The organism is Pseudomonas sp. Irchel s3b5 (assembly GCF_900187435.1).
GTDB lineage: Bacteria > Pseudomonadota > Gammaproteobacteria > Pseudomonadales > Pseudomonadaceae > Aquipseudomonas.
Genome location: NZ_FYDY01000004.1, coordinates 165517 through 183311, shown reverse-complemented (window position 1 = coordinate 183311; position 17795 = coordinate 165517). Strand labels below are relative to the sequence as shown.

The following is a 17795-nucleotide window of genomic DNA, read 5'->3' as shown; positions in this document are numbered from 1 at the left end:
CCACAATAGGATTACTCAGTCCTTTGCCTGCAAGCCCAAGGACTGGGGTAGCGCCAATTTCGGCGCGGATGAAGCAAGGAAAGTAAAGATGTCAAACGAAGCACTCAAAGAAACCGTAATCGCCCAAAGCCAGATCATCACCGCATTAATTGCAGCGGTGAGGAAGAAAGACGCGCTGGACCTCACACTATTTACCGATCTCATTGAGCAGATGCGCGTACCGCATAAAGAAGACGAAACGGGGAAGAACAAAACTTACAACCAAGTGATCGAGACAGCGAAATCCGCGTGCCTCATTCGGGACCAGCAGCCGTAAGCTTCTCGATGAACTGCTTGAACTGAGTCGCGTGCTGACGAATTTCTTCGTCGGTACGCTTGAGGCGTTCCAATCCGGCCTCTAAATCGGAAAGCCGACGCCCAAGCAGGTCGGCTTTTTCTTGTTGCTTTTTGCCGAAGTCAGCCGGCAAAGAAACACCGGCAGCCGAGACAACCCGCTGCGACCTCAAAACCTCTGCCCCATTGATAGAAATCGACCCATCATCTTCAACTAAAAAATGCTTGCTCATCCCATTCTCCTGCGGCCCTGCCGCATCATGAAATTTCAATCCGTACTCCCCGCCAGGCACACCGCATCCAGCGCGAACACCACCTCGTCGACTTCATCACGCGGTAATGGCGATGGATGCGATTCCAGCCAATCAGATATCTCACGCGCCGACAGAGGTAACGGGAAGGCACCGGCCATGCCAGCGATGTACCGGCGACCTCGGCAGACGTTGCGATAAAGGTTCAGCAGGTAGGCCGTGAGCGGGTCGCTCTCTGGCTCGTCAGGTACGGCCAGTTTCAGGCGCGAGTAGACCGCCCGACGCTTTTCGCTTTCCCCGCCCCACTCTTGCTCCCATTCGAAGCGGGCAACGGCTTTCCCACCGACTCGGCTCGCTCTTCTGCTGCGTCATTGGCAGCTGCCGCGCCTTCGCGCAGAACGAAGACAAAGAACTCGATATTGGTTTCCAGCAGTTCAGCGGCGATCGCTGGGCTGTACTTGATTGGGTTGCCCTCGGCGTCCAGTACGCCTTCCCAGTCCTTCACGATGAAGTGGCTGAGCAGCATGGAATGGTTCTGATGCTCGGTCATCTCGCCCGCGATCACGCCAACCTGCCCTTCCTCAAACCGCGCATCGTTGCGCTGAATACGGCGGCGCATGCGCTCCAACGCGACCTGGTATTCGGAGTTGTCGATACCGGCCAGCAGCACTTTGGTGTCGTCGTCGAACTTCGCCCAGCGCAGGCCGGTGCCTGCTTGGTCTTTCTTGATCAGTCGCAAAGCCATGGATATTCCTCAACGCCACGCCAATAAAAGGACCGCCCCGGCCGGCGCTTGAGCCGGAGCGGTCAAATGGTGTTACGGAGTAGGGTCAGCAGCTTCGCGGGTGATGGTCGGACTGAGCTTGGCGACGGTGTAGTCCAACGTAATCTCGATCAGGTCACGCTTACCGCCATTCGGAAGCTCGCCATCCACTTCCACGGCCGGGAAGTTGAAGGTGTACTTATTGCCCAGGGCATCAGTAATCGGAAACACCACGGCAATCGGGGTCCGGGTGAAAGTGTTCTTCCAGATCTCCCACGCCCGCTTGGACCACGCCAGAGTGATACTGCCGGTAATGGCGGCCTCGGTAGCGATATGCGCGCCCGGGCCAAGACTGTCGGAGCCGAGGCAGCGCTGAGCCTGCAAGCTGTTGTCGAGATTCACAGTCATGGCCGAGACGCAGGCCACGCCTTCCAGCGACAGACCGTTCACCAGGATCGTGCCAACGTTGTTGTTCGACAGGAAAGGCGTGGTTGTCGGTGCGTTCGGCGCGACTACGATCGACACTTCACTGTCGGTGTAGTCCAGGCATGCCATGTTGAAGGTGGCAGTGATCTTGCCGTCGGACGGGATGTCCAGTGCAAAGGTCGACACATGTGCGCCTTTGAACACACCGTAGACGCCGACGTCGTTGTAGCCCTTTGCGATGCTGAAGGTGTGACGGGTATCGCCAACGCGCAGGACGTCAGCAGTCCAAGCACCGTAGAACGCCGCTTCCAGCAGTTGATCGAACGAGCCGAACGAGAGCTCGGCAGACAGATCGCCACCGATATCGATGCTGGTGGCCACCGAACCTTGGCTGAGCCGGGTGTCGGTGATTTCGTCGCTGACCTGGGTGTTGACCGTCGGGGTCAGCGCATTGCCAGTCAAGCGAAGCGTGTCCCAAGTGCCGGCCGGGGTCACGCCGGGCGTCACCTCAGCGATGATGTGTGAAACGACTTTTGCGCCAGAGCTCATTGGAGCCTCCTATTTGCGGGCATAAAAAATCCCGCTCAAGGCGGGTTAAGAAATGAATCAGAAGGCGTTCTGCTCAGGTGGACTTTTTGAGATCTTCCAGCACTGCGCGGTATCCGTCGCTCGCGCCTTTCGATGCGGCTTCTCGGATCAGATCAACGAGGCCTAGATCAGCAGACTTCGGGCCGTCACCGGTGAATCCGCCCTTACAAAAACACTGACCTACTCCAAGACCAATCCCGTCCGCGAAATATTGCCCGTCGCGCAACTCCATCTTGATCGACCAGCTATCGCCGATCTTCGCATTGGTGATTGATCCGCGCTCCACCTCGGCCTCGCTGATGTAGGTCACGCCGTCGACTACGACAAATGGCTTTGGCTGTTCCTTTTTGCCAAGACTGGCAAGGCATGGGTCGCCCGACGAGTGAAATTCAAACGCGCCATTTTTGTGGAGCTTCCACCCTGACACGCCTGGCTTGAAATTGTGGCTTTGCATTTTCCCTCTCAGCCGGCGCGAAACCGGATGTTGACGTTGATTTGATAGAAGCCCTCGAACTCTCCGGCCGGGATCTGGCTCGCCTCCATGCATTCGAGATCGCCCGATTGCCAGTAGGCAAAGTGCGCTTCGAGCTGATCCGACAGGACGTTGAGCGCCTTCATGCCGGTGCCGACCCGGGCGAAGCATTGGATGCTGATCTGCCCGGGCTTGCGGGTGTACGGCTTGTCAGCCATGCCAGCCATGAAGGCCGTTGCGTGCTGGATGTTCAGGCGGCACCAGAGGCCGTCAGCTGGCGGCGTGAATATCTGGGTGTTCGGGTAGTTGATGCTCGACTGCGGCAGTCCGGCAAAGGCGACCATGCGCGCCGTGATCAGCTTGCGGATGTCTTCATATGTCACTTGTAGACCTCGCTCACGCCGATGAAGGACAGCCCATAAATACCGGTCGGCGCCTGGCTTGAATGGCCGTTTTCGAGGCGCTCGGCATATGGCAAGTTGTTCTGTATGAAGACTTGGGTGTACGGCTCCAGACCCGACAGGACTGCCCCGCCTCGCCTGATCGTTTCGTTACCGCTCGGATCAACTTCAGTTGTGGATGTGTAGACCGGCGAGCCAATGCTGACGATGTTGTTGCCACGGAACCGACCAGTATCAACCGGTGATTTCTCGATGATTTCGCCGAGCAGCGCTAAGGCGATATTTCTGACCCTCTTGCTGACTTCCTCATCGATCTGCACCACAAAGGCGCTCGGCGGAAAGCTCCACCCCGTGCCCATTACGGCGCCCTCAGTTGTATCTGGCAGGTAGCTGACGCCGGATCAACCTGCACGCCCTTGACTACGTAACTGACGCTCTTGGCCCGGTCGGCCAGATCCGGCGCCGCGATCGTGTGCCCTTCTGCTGGACGGTCCGTGACCTCATTGGTCAGCGCGATCAGCTGCAGGTCGCCCGACAGAATGTTGATGTTGTCGATGCGCTTGGTTTCGTACTTGGCCAGCACGCCGCGCCCGGTGTAGGTCACGGTGATGGCCGTGGTGGTTTCCTCGACCGGGTCCCACACGCCTGGCCCCTGATACGAGCCAGTGAACGCCGACACAGCATCGGCCAGCTTCCCGTCGAACGCCTTGGCCAGCTTGGTCTGAAGCTTTTCCTGTAGGCCCATGCTCAGCCCCTCACCATCGGAATGGAATTGGTGCCGGTGGTCCATGGGTAGATCAGCGCCAAGGCGAAGTTCTCCCCAGAAGACAGCGCGACAGAGCCCTGAACGTAGGTTTCACTGACGGACGTGCCAGAGACAGCCGATACCGACTCGCTGGCCGTCTCGCGGTCGGTGGCCTTGTACAGGGATCCAGTCGAGGCGACTTTTGCAACTTGGGCGCCGGCCTGCTTGATCTCGGCCGGTACTTCGGCGGGAACAGGACGCTTAATCTTGCTGGTCAGCCAGGCGTTGGCCTGCATCACAGACATAACCGGATCACCGGCACCCGCCCAGCCCGACCCCAGCAATGCGTCAACGTCTGCAACAGTGATGAAGTCGGTCATGGGTTATTCCTGATCAGCCTTGTCGAGCAACTCGGCCAGGGCTGGCCGCTCGGCTTCAGCATCGAACTGAATGCCTTTCTCGGTCAGCTTCACCTTGATCTCTTCGACCCGCAGTCCTTTGGACGGCTTGTCACCACCCGAAGCCCCCTTCTTCATCGGCTCAGGGTGCTTGTAGTCATCCGGCGCGAACTTGGCGTCGATGATCTTGTAACCCTTCTGGCGCAGTTCAGCCTTGCGTTCAGCGGTCACCGGGTGTTTCTCGTAAACGACTTTCTCGTCCATGGTGGACTCCTGGCAGGTGGATCAGGCGACCCGAAGGCCGCCGTCTCGATTACTTGGTGGCGTCACCGATGGTGATAACGCCAGCGGAGGCCTTGATGCTGTTCGCAACCAGGTCCCAGTTGGTGCCGGTGGCCAGCTCAGCGCTGGTCGGAGACTTGCCGCCGTTGGCGGTGTCCCACGTGTAGCCCTTGAGACCCATGCCGAAGGTGTAGTCGGCCTGCATGGTGGTCTCGATGCGCTCCTTGCCGTTGGAGGTCTGGATGTTGGTGATCAGGTCGGAACCATCCATCACCATCGCAGCGCCGTCGGCCAGGCTCAGCACCTTCTGCTTGTTCGGGGTGCCAGCCTCGTACAGCGCGGCGGCGTCGGTGATGATCACGGCCTTGCCCAGGATGTCGACAACCTGCACACCGCTGAAGGTGAACAGCTTCTCGGCGTTGACCAGGTTCTTGCCGATCAGCTTGTGATACATGGCGCCGGTCATTACCTGCGCAATGAGACGCTGCGAGGCATCACCGAACAGCGCGTGAGCGTTGTTGATGGCGACGTAGTCCACGCCGAGAGTGGCGGACACATCGTTGGTGGCGGTTGGCTGGTTGCCAATGGCGGCGACCAGGGCGGCGATGGCGGTGTTCAGCTGGTCCGACATGATGGCTTCGGACAGGTTGCGGCTGATCACTTCCAGGGCTTCTTCCGGGTTCTTCTCAACCCACGACAGCTGCGAAGGCTCCCACAGGATCGGGCCGAAGCCGCCGGCGATCTTCACCGAGTCGTACTGCTTCTGGGTCAGCGGGGTTGCAGCCTGCGCGCCGTTGGCGGCATAGCGGTCAACACGGCGCTGAGCGCTGTGCAGGCCAGCCCAGAACGACTCTTGCAGGAAGTCGCCGTCGATACCTTGAGTGGTCAGGCGGATGGAGCCAGCGGAGGCGGCGTTGAATTTTTCAACGTCCTGCGCCAGGGTTTCGATGGTGGTTTTCTTGAGGTATTCGTTGAATACCTTCATGTTCGACAGGGACATAGTTGCTCCTTAACTTGTTGCGGTCATGGCCTTAATGGCTGCTACGCGATCTGCTTTGCTGCCGCCAAAGTTGCCCTTGGCGCCGGAATTGCCGCCATCACCGCCTTGAGCGCCGCCGCCATTGGCGTTGGAACTCTTCAGGATGTGGTCGCGGTGGGGGTACTGCGAAACAAGTGTCTCGATGGCTTCGTCGAAGTCGGCCAGTTCGCCCGGACGCGCACGGCTGAAAATCTTCTGGCCCTGGGTGTCATAAGCGACGACCTTGCCTTCCTCGATCTTCAGGTTCTGGCCGAAGGTGGCCTGAACCATGTCCACCGGCACAGCCAACTTGTCGGCGATGTACTTCGAGCGGGCGAAACTGCCGCCGATCTTCTCGGCATACAGCTGCTGCTCGTAGGTCTGCGCCTTGCCGTTGGCTTCATCCAGCTGGGTTTGGAAGGCCTTGCTGATTTCGCTGCGTACCGTGTCGATCTCGCCGGCATCCACCAGTTTTTTCTGATCCAACTTGGACACAACGTCCAGCGCATTGCGAGCCGCGGCAGGGTCGGCGATACCATCAAACCCTTTCAGGGTCTTCTCGGCAGTCTCGGCGCGCTCGCGGTGACTCTTGGCCTCGGCATTCAGGCGGGTAATGGTGGACACGGTGCCAGGGGCATCGAAAACCACTTCCTTCCCATCGTCGTGCACGTAAACCGGTTTGCCTTCCTGGACAACTACATGGCCGTTTTCGTCGAGCTTGAGTTTCATCTTGTCTCCTTGCGAGCCATCCGGCCCAGTGCGCCCCGCTCATCCGAACAGACAGGCAATAAAAAGCCCCGGCGTATGCCAGGGCTGAATGATTTGGTTTGTGGTTACAGGCCGGCTCGGGCGAATGCCGCGGCGTCCTGTTCGCGTAGCTGATCAAGGGTGAGCAGCTTGCCCTTGTCGTTGTAGAACTGATCCAGATCGAGCCCGCCATCACGCAGCAGCTTGCCGCGCGCCGGACCCAGCACCTGATCCTGCCTTGCTGCGCTCTGCGACTTGATCCAGTCGCCGTAATTCGTGGACTGCGGCACCTGACCATCCATGCTCGCCCGCGTGCTTTCTGGCAGGCCCTTTGACAGCTTCAGTGCCTCGTAGCTCTTGATGATCGGCATCGAGGTCGACCGGCAGCACCAATGCAGCTTGCCCGGTCCGCTGAGCCAGGGGACTTTGTGGCCGACTGGCGCATGCCTGCTGTCGTTGGTGTAGACGAGACGGTCACGCAGCCTGCACGGGGCGGATGTTTTGTTGTCTAGGGTGCTGAGCCAGCGAACCTCGTCGACAAGGTCGTCGTTTTGCTGGTAGTAGGCCTCGCGGGCGCCCTGTGCTGTGTGGCTGATCGCCGTCCGCACCACTGAATCAAGGTCGCGCCGACTGCGCTCGATCAAGCCGTCAGCGTAGCCCTCGGCCCTGGTACCCATGATGCGACGAACGATCTGGTCAGTGGTTTGGCCTTCGGTCATGCCGATGCGGATGCCGTCGCGAATCTTCGCCGCCCGGCCTGCCTCAAGGTCGCCTATCCATTCCTTGAGCAAGCGCCCCTGGAATGGTCGACTGAGCGCGATTTCTCGCACCTGCGCCAGGTTGACCGTGTTCAGCTTGACCTCGACCAGAACCTGGCCGGGAATGACCCGCGTGAACAGCGCCCCCTGATACTCGACCTCGTACTGGCCGATGTCGACGACCGACTCAGCCATGACCTCGCCAATCGAGGCATAAATCGACTTGTTCAGCTCCAGCACCGAGACCAGCACGGCGTTGAGGTGCTTGGCCGTGTAGGAGTCGGCACCCAGGCGCTCGATGGCATCGATCAGCTTGGCGCGAAGGTCGGCATCCACGCTGTTCAGCAGCTTGATGACCTTGCGCGCCTCGGAATTGCTGAGGTGTTGCAGGTCAACCGCATGACCGATCGATGCCGATTGCAGTTGCTCGTTGACCGTTGCCATATCAGAGCGCCCCTAGTGCTGGTCCTTGTTCCTCGATGCGCGCCTTCTCGGACTCCCAGTCGATCTCGTCACTGATGACGCCACGGCGCTGCATTTCGGAGTAGAGCGTTTCGTCGCTGAGCTTGCCGGAGTTGGCCATGCTGATCAGGTTGGGCAGAGACACTTCAGGCGCGAAGTCGCTGTCGAAGTTGCCTCGCATTTCGACGTGGCCACCTTCGCCCAGGCTGCCGTAATCGGCCAGAATCTGGAGCAACTGGGCAATGCAGTCAGCGAACTGGCCAGCCAGGCGAGCCAGCGGGGACAATTCCTGCGCCGCTTCCTCGTTAGCCTGTGCCGCCGTCTTCACGACCTGCTTGTCCTTCTGGAGAAGCTTCGCCCCGGCCATGCGCATATCGTCGACCAGATCGTTCAGTGAGTCGCGGCCGGCGGTGATTGCTGCCCCCGTGTGCTCGACGTACTTGGCGTTGCCGTCCTTCGGCATGCGGGTCGCGCTGGCCGAGCTGATAGTCAGCTGGAATTCTTCATTGTCGGTGAACACGAACAGCAGCGGGACGCGGGCAACGTGCAGCAAGTTGTCCTGGTCGCTCTGTGACTGCCAGTGCTTGACGTTCAGGTGGGCCAGCTCAAGCAGTGGCGGCTTAGCCGTCATCGGCCCTGTGCGGCCCGTGTAGAACGTCACCCATGGAATGTATGTGAGATTGGTCGGGCCCTGCCCGTTCAGCTCCCAGGCGCCACCCTTCTCGGCCTTTTGGTAGGTACGCCAGCTGCCCGGCTCCAGCACGCGGACTTGATCCACGCACTTGATGCCGAAGTCACCGTCTGCGACCTCGACCGACTCCATGTAGCGAACCTGCATCAGCTTGCCGCCACTGAAGCGCCAGCCGAGCACCTGGCCCGGCTTGATGATGACGGCGTAAGGGCGAACCCCTGCCGCCTCTTCCTCGGCGACGGTCTTGTACAGTTTGTTGCCCTCAGCATCGAGGGTTGGCTGATGCTCGATCATCGCGTGACACAAGCCACTGGCCAGCGCCGAGCGGAACCACTCGACCGACCACGAATTGAGGTCATTGCCGCCCAGGTCGATATCGTCGCAAAGCAGCTTGACCGGTTCTGGAATGTCTTCACCCAACTGAAGGGGCTCAGCGAATACTCGGGATGTGCTGCTGCTTACCGTCTCGGCATAGGCCGGGAGCAGCGTGGACAGGGCTAGACGCTCTTTGTAGGTGTCATCCTTTTCAGCCGGGTACTGAGGCAGCAAGGCCTTGCCAGCCGCCCGCATGGCCTGAGTCCCGCCCATCAGCGGATCGACAATGGCCCAATACTCGCGCATGCGGTCTACCGCCGGGAGCTTGATGCTCGGGTCGTCGTTGCTCATGGTTAAATTCTCAGGTCTTGGGTTTGGGTTTTCGCCGGTTTGACGATCGGGTATCGATGCACGACGAAGTAGCCAAAGGCGTCGGCCGGGTCTTCCGTGCCGTCCTTGTTGGGCTCGCCCTGCTCGTTGTAGGCCTGCTGCTCCAGAACCTGAGTGGTTACCGGGCACTTGTCCGTATTGACCTTCAGGCGGCGATGGCCTTCGCCATTGAGGAACATGGCGTTGACTGCCAGAACCCGGTCACGAACCATCGGGTTTGATGGGTTGACACGCACCGAGTAGCCGGCCTGTCTCAAAAGGCTGTGATCCGACTCGCTGCCGTTGACGCTCTTGCGGTTCTTGCCGCTGGCGTCCGGGTAGACGGTGATCTTGTGCTTACCCTGATAGCGCGTATCCAGCGCCTCGATCATGGCCGGCGTATCGAACAGGTTGGTGAGCTCATCCAGTAGCAGCGGCTCGCCGTTGCGAATGACGAATACGCAGGCCGCCATCCGGTTGATGTTGAAGTCCATCCCGATATGCAGATCCTCGCCCGGGCGAATTTCCTCATCGGTATGGCAGGTAACCCGATTGAAGTTCGGGTACACGCTGCCCGACGTCAGGTTGACGAACTTACCGTCGATGTACGCATCGACCAGGTTTGCTGGGTATGACTTGCGAAGGGACGGTATGTAGTCCTTCGGTAGATTCTTGGCGTTCTGCCGTGTCGAAGCGTGCACGATTCCGTAGAACTCGCGCTGCGACGGGTCGGCAGCCAGCTCCTTGATGAACTTGCGATAGACCCAGTTGAAACCTTCAGGCGTCGTCGTGACGTCGATGGTGTTCTGCTCACGGCCAGGCCAGACTGTCGACATCCGTGCGATGATTTTCTTCCACGCGCTATCGGCCTTCTTGATCGGCATGCAGTCGATCTCGTCGACCAGCGCGTGAGCGATGTTGAAACCGACGATGCGGTGCGGGTGCTCCATGCTCTTGCAGACGATGGTGGAAAGACACCTGCCTTTTTTGTCCCGCAGATACACACGCTTGTTGCTCGCCACGATGTCAGCGAACAAACCGAACGCCTCTGCGACTCCCGGGAGCGTGTCGTAGAAGATGTCGGTGATCTGCGGGTACGTGGGAGCGAAGTAGCCCTGGGGAATACCAGGGAACTCCAAAGCATTGATGCACATCCGCACGCAGCCGACGAAGGTCTTACCGCTGCGGTAGCCTCCGACGAAGGCCATGAACTTGTAGTGACTTTTGATGAACTCAAATTGAGGCTTGTTCAGCATCAGGATCGCTTGCATCTTCAACCCCGATGATTACTTGCTTGGGCTCGGGCAGGCCCTTATCCGGGTCTTCCAGTTCGCGGCGCAGCTTCTCATTCAGCAGGCGCTTGTTCTCGACCTCGATGCGCTTCAGTTCGGCATCAAGGTCGGCGTGACCAGGTGGTGCAAACATGCCGAGGTGGCGACCGATGTCGACCAGCGCGCCTTTCTTGTCGTGCAACTTTACCTTGAGCCCATCGCGCCCCTGAGAAACCTCGGCGATGGCGCCGGCGGTGTCATCGTCAACTTCGCTTGAGTCGATAAGTGCAAGGCCGTGGTACGGGACAAGGTCGTCATCCCCACCTTCTTCAGCGTCAACCATCCGGACTTGAGTCTCACCCCAGCGCACTAGCTTGCGGATGTCGCTGAAGCCGATCTTGGCGAGCTCACGCAGCACCATGTCTTGGGTTATGGCTGTTCTTTCCGACCTTCCCTGCATCGCCTCCTTCAATGCTTTCGCAATCTCAGGTTTTGTCAGGTTCTCCTGTCCGATGGATGCGGCTGTCTTCTTGCTGTAACCCGCACGGATAGAGGCTTGCGTGGCATTCAGGTCTTTCAGGTACTCATCGACGAAGCGCTGCTGTTTTGCTGTCAGCGCCATAGGGATTCCTTGAGACTTTGGTGCCTCGCAAAAAAGTGTTGACCTGCCAATAACAGCAGTACATATTAGCCGGGTAGTAACTACTATCTCAAACATCCAGTCTTGAAGCGAGGTCACCTACGATGAACAAGTTTGACCCGGGCACATTCTCTGACGTTTCTAGCACGCCACTTGGCGAAGCTATATGGACCTACCTGCATGCCGAGTCTTCAATCGCTTGTATGGAAACGACAACGTACCTGAAGCGCCCAGCTCTTGAGGGTCTTCAGCCCCACCTGCTGGCTAAGTTCGGGGATGAGATCCGGGCCGACCGCGTCAAGCGAATGACCGGCAGAATGGTTCGCCAAGTCATGGAAAGCCGCGGCTATTCTTTAGATCAAACCGATGTCGGGATTAGAGTCGGGGACCTGTATAGGACCGCCGCACGCTACACCAAACATCCTTGAGGGGGGTCGATATGAGCAAATTGGAGTGGGATCACGATCGACTGCTGACCCTTGGGCTTCTACGCCTCAGGAGTATGTGCGAGAAAATGCGCGAGGGCTCATTACTCAAGCTAGGCACGACAGGCACAGGCCTAAAGCCTCATTACCAAGTCACGCATCCAAAATGTAAGCCAATTGCGTTTAACGGCCTGAGCCACAAAAGATTTGACGGCGCGGAGGTCTTTGATGAGGACAACCTGTCCCGACCTTTTACCTATGTAGAGATCACAGCAGCGTATGAAGGTACGCGCCAGCCCAAGAAAAGCTAATAACCTCTGGAGCTTGGTTGTTGTGCCGCACTCACCTGCGGCACACCTTCCTGCCTACTTGGCCAGCTTCGGCTGAAGCACCACGCGAGCGATCATCACCAGTAGCCCCAGCACGCCATAGGCCACCGGTGGCAGCACGGCCTGTAGTTGCGGCATCAGCTGTTCAGCGATACCCAGTGCAGCAATGGCACCACCCGCCTGAACGCTGGTCATGCTCAGCGCTTTTTTCCAGTTGTCGATCAGTTGCATAGTCACTCCTGCCGCTTGGGCAATTTGAAGTCGGTGAATCGGTCGGCCAGGTCGGCAACCTTCTTCACGCCGAGGGTACCGATGACAGCGCCGAGGGCAGCTGCAAGGCTTGAAGGCAGGTTGAAGTATTCGAGCAGCGGGAACGCCCCAGCTGTGATCGCGCCACACAGGCAGGATTCGAGCAGGGCCTGTCGCCGCCCGCCTCCCCCGTAGATGACGCGCAAGAAGGCGATCCAGCACGACAACGCCGCGGCGTAGAACATCGGGGAGTGTTGGCTAAGCCAGGCCATGACGATGAGCCAGGTGTCTGGTTTGTCAGGCATGTTTGGCATCCGGATTCCTCCCTCTCGGGGAGCGCGAGAATAGGTCCGGCACTCCACGCCTCTCTCATCCGCTCGGAGCAAAGACGATGGCGTGGGTACCAGATACGAAAAGCCCCTGCGGATGCAGAGGCCCTGAAAAGGTGCGCGTGTCTTCCCACGCTGCCAGCCAAAGACATCCACAACGCCGACGCCCCATTGCATCTGTCTCGCTGATCCGGTCTCGCGCCACTCTGGCAAGCATGGTGCTTTCAGAGTGCGCGGGCTGCCGGTGCTGATTCCGTACGTCGCACTATCCGGCTATCGACGTCCAGACCATCCCGAGGGCTGTCCTGGCTACAGGTAAATTTCTGGCAATAAAAAACCCCGCTTTAGGCGGGGTCTTGATGAAAACTTTAGTCGCTTGAGGTCTGAGGGACTGGGACCTCATCAAGGCTAATGCAGCGCTCAATGTCCGTTATTTTCTGCAGCGCAAGCGCGGCCGTTGAATAAGCCCCGAACATTCGACCCTGATAAAAAACAACCCACGCAAATTGGATATCCGCACTGCTAGCCTGCCCTACCACCAACTTCTTGAACCTTTCCGCCAAGTCGTCGACATGCATCTGTGCCATGCCACGCAAAACCATAAAGCTCTCCCAGTGTGTAGTTGGAAGCTCTATTTTCGACTTCGTGCAATCTGAGCGCAATAAAAAACCCGGCGCAGTGGCCGGGCTTCTATGTGTCAATCCCTAACGCGCAAGATCGACAGGATGGGTAAATATTCTCTCATTCTCTCACTACTTGCAATAACTATTCGCTATGCCGCGCAACTTTCGATTAAACCTTCTGCATCCATGATCTCTTGCGCTGCAGTCAATGCTTCGTTGACCAGATCATCCAGGCTCTTGCGAATCGAGGAGCGCCACCGGTACCGGGTCGACTCTGGCTTGCCGTCGTTGTCCCAGTTGTCGATGTTGTACCAGGCGGCAGGCAGCACGGCTGTTGATCGCTTCAGCGTCTGCTTGCGGTCCACGGTGTCATCCATACCGCGCAAGCCCTTCTCATTGAACGAATCAACCAAGGCCTTGTTCTTGGCAATAGCCTCGGCCTCACGACTGACCACTTCGACTGTGGCTGACTCATGCCTGCCGCCAACCTGCGGAATGGCCCATGTCAGAATCGCGCACTCCCGGAACCGCTTCGGTGCTGGCGACTTGACCGAGTTCAGCAGCTCCAGGATGGCGCCATGCTTGCGTTCGTCGTGCGTGGAGTACTTCGCAACCAGAGCTCTCCAGTGTGCAGCCGACAGAGACTTGTGCAGACGACCGAACACCCAGCAGTCGGTGAGGAAAGCGGCCTCCTTGCCGACGATCTCCCCTTTCTGCTTGGCGCACTGCACCTTCGGCTCAAAGTCGCACCCGCCGGCAGAGTTGATGGTTTCGGCGGCCAGCGCCCGAACTACTGCGGATACCACGTTGCGATAGGTCATGCTGCTGCTCCCTTCAATTCTCTGGTCAGTGCCCGGTAGTCGGCCTTGATGGTCTTGATCTCTTCCACGGTGTACTTGCGGGCCGAATGAGGCCCTTCCAGCCAATCCACCTTGTCGGCGCCGATGCGCTTCACCAGCCGGATGCGGTACTCCACCGCGTTACCGGACAGGTTCCGATTGCACTTCACGCACTGGCGATGGATGTTCAGCGGCTCAAAGCGCAGCTCTGGGCAGGCACCAACTGAACGATAGTGACCAGCATCCCAGCGGCTGCCTGTTATCAGGTCGTGATCGCTTGGCATTGAGTCGCAGCTGATGCAGGGCAGGTGCGCGTCACGCAGGCGGACGAACTCGTTCACCGCGGCCTGGGCCTCGCGAAGGTGTCCCGCCCTACTCTTCAGCTTCTCCTTGCGAACCTTGATCTCCCGGCGCTCGACCTGAGCCAGCGACTTACGCGCCTTCTCCTGGTTCACGTCCTTGATGGCCAGTCCGCACTTGGGGCTGCACACGGCCTGACCCAGGCGCTGCGGCGGGAAGCTGATGCCACAAGCGGGGTTCTTGCACTTCTTCGGGCGTGGCTGTTTGGCTGCCAGACTCATTGGTACACACTCCCTGGCTGGCCAGGCTCATTGCTGTCAGTGCAGGCAAGGTCGTGATCACTCGCCCGCGGGCATCGCTTGCAGCCGCAAATTGGGCAAAGGATCATTTTCACGTAGGACAGCGGTAGCCATCCGAAAGGCCCTTCGGCGCCAATCTTGTGCTCATCGATGCAGCGATGGCATTCACATTGGTGGGTCGTCATGCAGCCACCTCGCCCAGCAGATCCGTGAACACCACGCCGCGCTCCGTGAAGTCGGCAACGATGCGATCGGTGTAAGCGATACCCTGGACGCGACTGAACAACCGAGTTACCGGGAATCCGTCAGGACCGAACAGCGAACAGCCCCCCATCATGTCGAGCTTCTGTGCGTAGGTCAGGTGACGCATGGTCTGGTACCAAGCTGCTCGAAAATCGTCTTCCTCGTTCAGCAGGATCTGAACCCCGAAGTGCAACTTGCAGTAGCGGCGAGCGTCTTCCACGTCGCCGATCTGCGTCATCGCAGCGATGCGCTGGTACAAGCTGAACCACAAGGCGTTCTGGTCAAGCGTGCGGTCCTTGCCCGGGCGCAGCGACACGACGACGAACTTCTTGTCGCGGTACATGGTGGTCAGGCTGGTGATGGCTTCGGAGAGCTTGGCCTGGCTGTTGACGCTAATTTTGTCCGTCATTGGGTCACCTCGCCCAGCGCTGCGACCGCGGCCTCAAGGCTGGCCTGATCGGCACCATCAACTCGCCAAGTGTTCGTGACGGTTTTCGGCTTCTTGTCAAACCGCCTGAACAGCGTCAGCCGTGGGTGCTGTACACACTCATAGCCATAGGCGAAAAAGGCCTTGCCGCCGTTGTAGTGCGCAACCTCACGGATAGTCAGCGCGCTTATGTCGATGGTCATAGTTGCACCTCCGAAGCGGCGCATGGGCCTTCGTGACCACTTGTTCGACTGCACTCCCAACCCTCTGGCGGAATGTCACACATCGGAGCGACGTGCAGCCCCGCATCGCTGATAGCCATCGCCAAATCCTTGTTGTAAACGGTGAACCGCTTGCCTTTGGCGTCGATCACGCGCCATGCAGTTGCTGATACGACGCCGGAAGGAAGGCGCGCCGCCTGCCATGCCAGCCAGCAGTACTGAATCGTGGTGCTGTGGTACTCACCGTCAGCGAACTTGCTCATACGCTGGTTGGGATATTCACTCAGCACCCACGCCTCGAACTCTTCACGCATCCTTTCGTTACCCATGTGCATGCCCTCCCCGGCTCTTGCGAAGATCCGCCAACGCTCGATTGCCAATCGCTGGTGTTGTGCGGCCGTCGACACGCTCAGGCAGGGCCAGCGGAATGTTCCGCAGGCGCTCACCGGCGAGCATCATGCGGATGGTGATGTCGTAGTTACGGTCGAACAGCTTGCGGCTGACCTCGGCCTTCATCGTGTTCAGCGCGTTGAAGCCGCACTGGCTCGCAGCGTGGTACACGGCCTGATGCGACCACTCCCGGCTGCCTGCCTTGCTCGGGTGAGCATTGGCGACGGATTCGGCGTATGCGGCTTCGTGAGACGGAATGCCGAGGGCTTCCGGGGTTGGCTGACACATCTGGATGAACTTCCCAACCGACGGCGCGAAGTCGCTGCCCAGCTTGCGGCAGTTCTGCAGGCCGAAGCGGATCTGCTCGATCTGCTTGATACCCTCGGTCATGAACGCCTTCACCCAGGTGCGCTTGGCAGTCATCAGCGCCTCATCGGTTGGCCAAGCCTGTCGCCACGCCGGGAAGATCGCCTGCAACTCCTTGAACAGCGAGTTCACGACGTCGGCGGTACCGGTGTCGATCTTGAGCGGAGCAGCCTCCACCGCAGGCAAGTTGCCAAGGGTCTGCATGAGCTGATTCGGAGTTTTCATCACAGCGCCCCCAAGTCATCAGCCCAGCTCTTGTCGTCGAAGTCGGGGCCGTTGGCCTGGCGCTTCAGAGGGAACTGACGAACATTGTTTGCCGCTGCGTTGTCGCGCTTGATCCACTTCACCAGAAGACTCACCCAGCCCGCCTGCGTCTCTGCGCGGCCACTTGCCGTGTAGTGGCAGACAAACCCGCCGATGGCCTCAGTGGTGAACAGGGCGACAGGCAACGCCATGCGCAAGGCGTAGTTCTTCAGCAGCTTCTCGTCGGGCACCCAATCCAGCGACATTTCAGTCGGCAGGCTTGGATCGGCAAAATCAGCTTCGCTAGCGTGTAGTGAGTTGTGTTGATCTTCTCCTATTCCCTTCCCTTCCCTTCCGGGGTCTACCGGTAGGCGACTAGTCGACGACTCCTCGGCGAATTGTCGACGACCGCTCTCCGACTGGTCATCGAATTCGGTAGGCACAGGTGGGTATTTGAAGTTCTTTTTCTCGATCTTCTGATGCCGCCAGCCGCTTACGTGGAGGTAGGTTTTGCCGTCTACCTGGTAGCTCAAAGTCAGACCAGCACCTTCAAGCTCGCCCAGCAATTCGCTGACTTCGTTGGTGGTGATGTCATCACCGGGGAACACCAGGGCCTTAATGGTCCGCGGTGCGAGCGGGTGATTGCCGCCGTCATCACAGAAGTTCCAGATGCCGATGAACAGTAGGCGAGCCATGGGGCGGCAGGACATGACCTGCTCACTTGACCAGAACTCGGGCTTGACGGTACGAATGCGAGCCATCACGCGGCCCCCTTGAGTGCTTTGTCGTGAGTGAAAAGGCCGTCCCAGGTCTTCTTCATTGGCAGCTCGCCAGCCAGGTACAGGTCGTACAGGCGGACGGCTCCCTTCTTGAGCAGAACTGGCGTGAAGGAAACAAACGGCTCTTTGCCGTGTGGGGTGACTTCGTGCTGATGCTCGGTCATGTATTTGTCGCGAGCGTACGAGGCCACTCGGAAGCGCAGACCGGACTTGCTCTCGTTGAACAGCCAGTTCCGTGCTTCGAGGTATTTGCCAACCTGCATAACGTTGACCCCATTGAGCCCCTTGCAGAATTGGGTGTGGGTCATCCCTTCCTTGAACAGGTTTTCCATGGAGTGGATTTTCTCGGCCTGCTGCTCGACTTGCGCCGTCAGCAACAAGCGGGCCTTTTCAGACTCCATGGCGATCTGCAGGATTTCGATAGTCGAGAGCTGCTGAGGCTTTGCAACCTGTGCTTCCAGCTCATGCCAGCGGCGAATCACTGTCATCCGCATGGCGGCGCTGTAACCGGTCAGCAGGCAGTCGGTATGCTCACGATCGAGCATGTACTCGGTCTGCTCGCGATTCAGCGCGTCGAGATAGATGCATCCAAACTTGGATGCATCCTCGCCGAGGTCTTTGAGCATCGCCAAGACGTCGCGCTTCACATGGAAGTGAGCCTTCCCTGTGAGCTCGGCGATCTCGCGAGACGACATGGTGGTACGCGACACGTTTTCACCGTTGCCAAATTGTGTCGCGACACTGGCCTGGGTATTGATCGTTTGGATTGATTGGTGCATGATTTGCTCCACAAGCGTTTTAAG

At 58.9% G+C, this 17795-nt stretch carries 29 protein-coding genes; 3 read left to right on the top strand and 26 right to left on the bottom strand.

What is annotated here, in order from left to right; translation table 11 throughout:
- Window positions 1–88: 88 nt before the first annotated feature.
- Window positions 89–316 (top strand): hypothetical protein, encoded by a 228-nt coding sequence (locus CKW15_RS06580; RefSeq protein ID WP_095151889.1) that lies wholly within the window; start codon window positions 89–91, stop codon window positions 314–316.
- On the opposite strand, the gene CKW15_RS06575 is transcribed toward CKW15_RS06580, so the two are convergent.
- The 16 genes from CKW15_RS06575 to CKW15_RS28675 all read right to left on the bottom strand — a co-directional run bounded on the left by CKW15_RS06575 (window position 294) and on the right by CKW15_RS28675 (window position 10912).
- Window positions 294–566 carry a hypothetical protein gene (locus CKW15_RS06575; protein ID WP_095151888.1) on the bottom strand — a complete coding sequence of 91 codons (273 nt, stop codon included), beginning with the start codon at window positions 564–566 and terminating at the stop codon, window positions 294–296. The genes CKW15_RS06580 and CKW15_RS06575 overlap by 23 nt on opposite strands.
- A 35-nt stretch (window positions 567–601) precedes the next feature.
- On the bottom strand, window positions 602–841 hold the full coding sequence (locus CKW15_RS28680) for a hypothetical protein (protein ID WP_095151887.1): 240 nt from the start codon (window positions 839–841) through the stop codon (window positions 602–604).
- A 2-nt stretch (window positions 842–843) separates the two neighbouring features.
- On the bottom strand, window positions 844–1329 hold the full coding sequence (locus CKW15_RS06565) for a hypothetical protein (RefSeq protein ID WP_095151886.1): 486 nt from the start codon (window positions 1327–1329) through the stop codon (window positions 844–846).
- Window positions 1330–1401: 72 nt separating this feature from the next.
- Complete coding sequence (locus tag CKW15_RS06560; protein WP_177450553.1) at window positions 1402–2322, bottom strand: phage tail tube protein; 921 nt, start codon at window positions 2320–2322, stop codon at window positions 1402–1404.
- Between the two features lie 73 nt (window positions 2323–2395).
- A complete protein-coding gene (locus CKW15_RS06555) occupies window positions 2396–2815 on the bottom strand; it encodes a hypothetical protein (protein WP_095151885.1) in 420 nt (139 codons plus the stop codon).
- 8 nt (window positions 2816–2823) lie between these two features.
- Window positions 2824–3216 carry a phage tail terminator-like protein gene (locus CKW15_RS06550; protein ID WP_095151884.1) on the bottom strand — a complete coding sequence of 131 codons (393 nt, stop codon included), beginning with the start codon at window positions 3214–3216 and terminating at the stop codon, window positions 2824–2826.
- The gene (locus CKW15_RS06545) at window positions 3213–3593 is read right to left on the bottom strand and encodes an HK97 gp10 family phage protein (RefSeq protein WP_095151883.1); all 381 of its coding nucleotides are present in this window, start codon (window positions 3591–3593) and stop codon (window positions 3213–3215) included. The genes CKW15_RS06550 and CKW15_RS06545 overlap by 4 nt, the downstream gene beginning before the upstream one ends.
- Window positions 3593–3979 carry a glutamate 5-kinase gene (locus tag CKW15_RS06540; RefSeq protein WP_095151882.1) on the bottom strand — a complete coding sequence of 129 codons (387 nt, stop codon included), beginning with the start codon at window positions 3977–3979 and terminating at the stop codon, window positions 3593–3595. Before CKW15_RS06540 ends, CKW15_RS06545 begins: the two co-directional genes overlap by 1 nt.
- A 2-nt stretch (window positions 3980–3981) precedes the next feature.
- Window positions 3982–4359: a hypothetical protein gene (locus CKW15_RS06535; protein WP_095151881.1), complete on the bottom strand. Its 378-nt coding sequence runs from the start codon at window positions 4357–4359 to the stop codon at window positions 3982–3984.
- Window positions 4360–4362: 3 nt separating this feature from the next.
- Entirely contained in the window at window positions 4363–4641 is a 279-nt protein-coding gene (locus CKW15_RS06530; protein ID WP_095058034.1) for a hypothetical protein, read from the bottom strand.
- 49 nt (window positions 4642–4690) lie between these two features.
- Complete coding sequence (locus CKW15_RS06525; protein ID WP_095151880.1) at window positions 4691–5659, bottom strand: major capsid protein; 969 nt, start codon at window positions 5657–5659, stop codon at window positions 4691–4693.
- Between the two features lie 9 nt (window positions 5660–5668).
- Window positions 5669–6406, bottom strand: a complete 738-nt coding sequence (locus CKW15_RS06520) for a DUF6651 domain-containing protein (protein WP_095151879.1) — start codon at window positions 6404–6406, stop codon at window positions 5669–5671.
- 104 nt (window positions 6407–6510) lie between these two features.
- On the bottom strand, window positions 6511–7626 hold the full coding sequence (locus CKW15_RS06515; RefSeq protein WP_095151878.1) for a hypothetical protein: 1116 nt from the start codon (window positions 7624–7626) through the stop codon (window positions 6511–6513).
- Window position 7627: 1 nt separating this feature from the next.
- Complete coding sequence (locus CKW15_RS06510) at window positions 7628–9001, bottom strand: DUF4055 domain-containing protein (protein WP_095151877.1); 1374 nt, start codon at window positions 8999–9001, stop codon at window positions 7628–7630.
- Window positions 9002–9003: 2 nt separating this feature from the next.
- Complete coding sequence (locus tag CKW15_RS06505; RefSeq protein ID WP_095151876.1) at window positions 9004–10290, bottom strand: terminase large subunit domain-containing protein; 1287 nt, start codon at window positions 10288–10290, stop codon at window positions 9004–9006.
- The gene (locus CKW15_RS28675; RefSeq protein ID WP_095151875.1) at window positions 10253–10912 is read right to left on the bottom strand and encodes a terminase small subunit; all 660 of its coding nucleotides are present in this window, start codon (window positions 10910–10912) and stop codon (window positions 10253–10255) included. Before CKW15_RS28675 ends, CKW15_RS06505 begins: the two co-directional genes overlap by 38 nt.
- A gap of 122 nt (window positions 10913–11034) precedes the next feature.
- Here CKW15_RS28675 and CKW15_RS06495 point away from each other — a divergent pair, with 122 nt between their 5' ends.
- Together CKW15_RS06495 and CKW15_RS06490 are read left to right on the top strand one after the other, a co-directional pair.
- The gene (locus tag CKW15_RS06495; RefSeq protein WP_095151874.1) at window positions 11035–11358 is read left to right on the top strand and encodes a hypothetical protein; all 324 of its coding nucleotides are present in this window, start codon (window positions 11035–11037) and stop codon (window positions 11356–11358) included.
- Between the two features lie 11 nt (window positions 11359–11369).
- Window positions 11370–11666: a hypothetical protein gene (locus CKW15_RS06490; RefSeq protein ID WP_095151873.1), complete on the top strand. Its 297-nt coding sequence runs from the start codon at window positions 11370–11372 to the stop codon at window positions 11664–11666.
- Window positions 11667–11720: 54 nt separating this feature from the next.
- Here the strand turns inward: CKW15_RS06490 and CKW15_RS06485 are convergent, their stop codons facing one another.
- From CKW15_RS06485 to CKW15_RS06430, 10 genes are all read right to left on the bottom strand, one after another.
- Complete coding sequence (locus tag CKW15_RS06485; protein ID WP_095151872.1) at window positions 11721–11915, bottom strand: hypothetical protein; 195 nt, start codon at window positions 11913–11915, stop codon at window positions 11721–11723.
- A 2-nt stretch (window positions 11916–11917) separates the two neighbouring features.
- Complete coding sequence (locus tag CKW15_RS06480; RefSeq protein WP_095151871.1) at window positions 11918–12247, bottom strand: phage holin, lambda family; 330 nt, start codon at window positions 12245–12247, stop codon at window positions 11918–11920.
- 787 nt (window positions 12248–13034) lie between these two features.
- Entirely contained in the window at window positions 13035–13706 is a 672-nt protein-coding gene (locus tag CKW15_RS06470) for a hypothetical protein (protein ID WP_095151869.1), read from the bottom strand.
- The gene (locus CKW15_RS06465; protein WP_095151868.1) at window positions 13703–14305 is read right to left on the bottom strand and encodes a recombination protein NinG; all 603 of its coding nucleotides are present in this window, start codon (window positions 14303–14305) and stop codon (window positions 13703–13705) included. Before CKW15_RS06465 ends, CKW15_RS06470 begins: the two co-directional genes overlap by 4 nt.
- 199 nt (window positions 14306–14504) lie before the next feature.
- The gene (locus CKW15_RS06455) at window positions 14505–14975 is read right to left on the bottom strand and encodes a hypothetical protein (protein ID WP_095151866.1); all 471 of its coding nucleotides are present in this window, start codon (window positions 14973–14975) and stop codon (window positions 14505–14507) included.
- Complete coding sequence (locus CKW15_RS06450) at window positions 14972–15196, bottom strand: hypothetical protein (RefSeq protein WP_095151865.1); 225 nt, start codon at window positions 15194–15196, stop codon at window positions 14972–14974. Before CKW15_RS06450 ends, CKW15_RS06455 begins: the two co-directional genes overlap by 4 nt.
- The gene (locus CKW15_RS06445) at window positions 15193–15543 is read right to left on the bottom strand and encodes a hypothetical protein (RefSeq protein WP_143498377.1); all 351 of its coding nucleotides are present in this window, start codon (window positions 15541–15543) and stop codon (window positions 15193–15195) included. The genes CKW15_RS06450 and CKW15_RS06445 overlap by 4 nt, the downstream gene beginning before the upstream one ends.
- The gene (locus CKW15_RS06440) at window positions 15536–16195 is read right to left on the bottom strand and encodes a replication protein P (protein ID WP_095151863.1); all 660 of its coding nucleotides are present in this window, start codon (window positions 16193–16195) and stop codon (window positions 15536–15538) included. Before CKW15_RS06440 ends, CKW15_RS06445 begins: the two co-directional genes overlap by 8 nt.
- Complete coding sequence (locus CKW15_RS06435) at window positions 16195–16974, bottom strand: DnaT-like ssDNA-binding domain-containing protein (protein WP_095151862.1); 780 nt, start codon at window positions 16972–16974, stop codon at window positions 16195–16197. The genes CKW15_RS06440 and CKW15_RS06435 overlap by 1 nt, the downstream gene beginning before the upstream one ends.
- Window positions 16974–17771 (bottom strand): Rha family transcriptional regulator, encoded by a 798-nt coding sequence (locus CKW15_RS06430; RefSeq protein WP_095151861.1) that lies wholly within the window; start codon window positions 17769–17771, stop codon window positions 16974–16976. Before CKW15_RS06430 ends, CKW15_RS06435 begins: the two co-directional genes overlap by 1 nt.
- Between the last annotated feature and the right edge of the window lie 24 nt (window positions 17772–17795).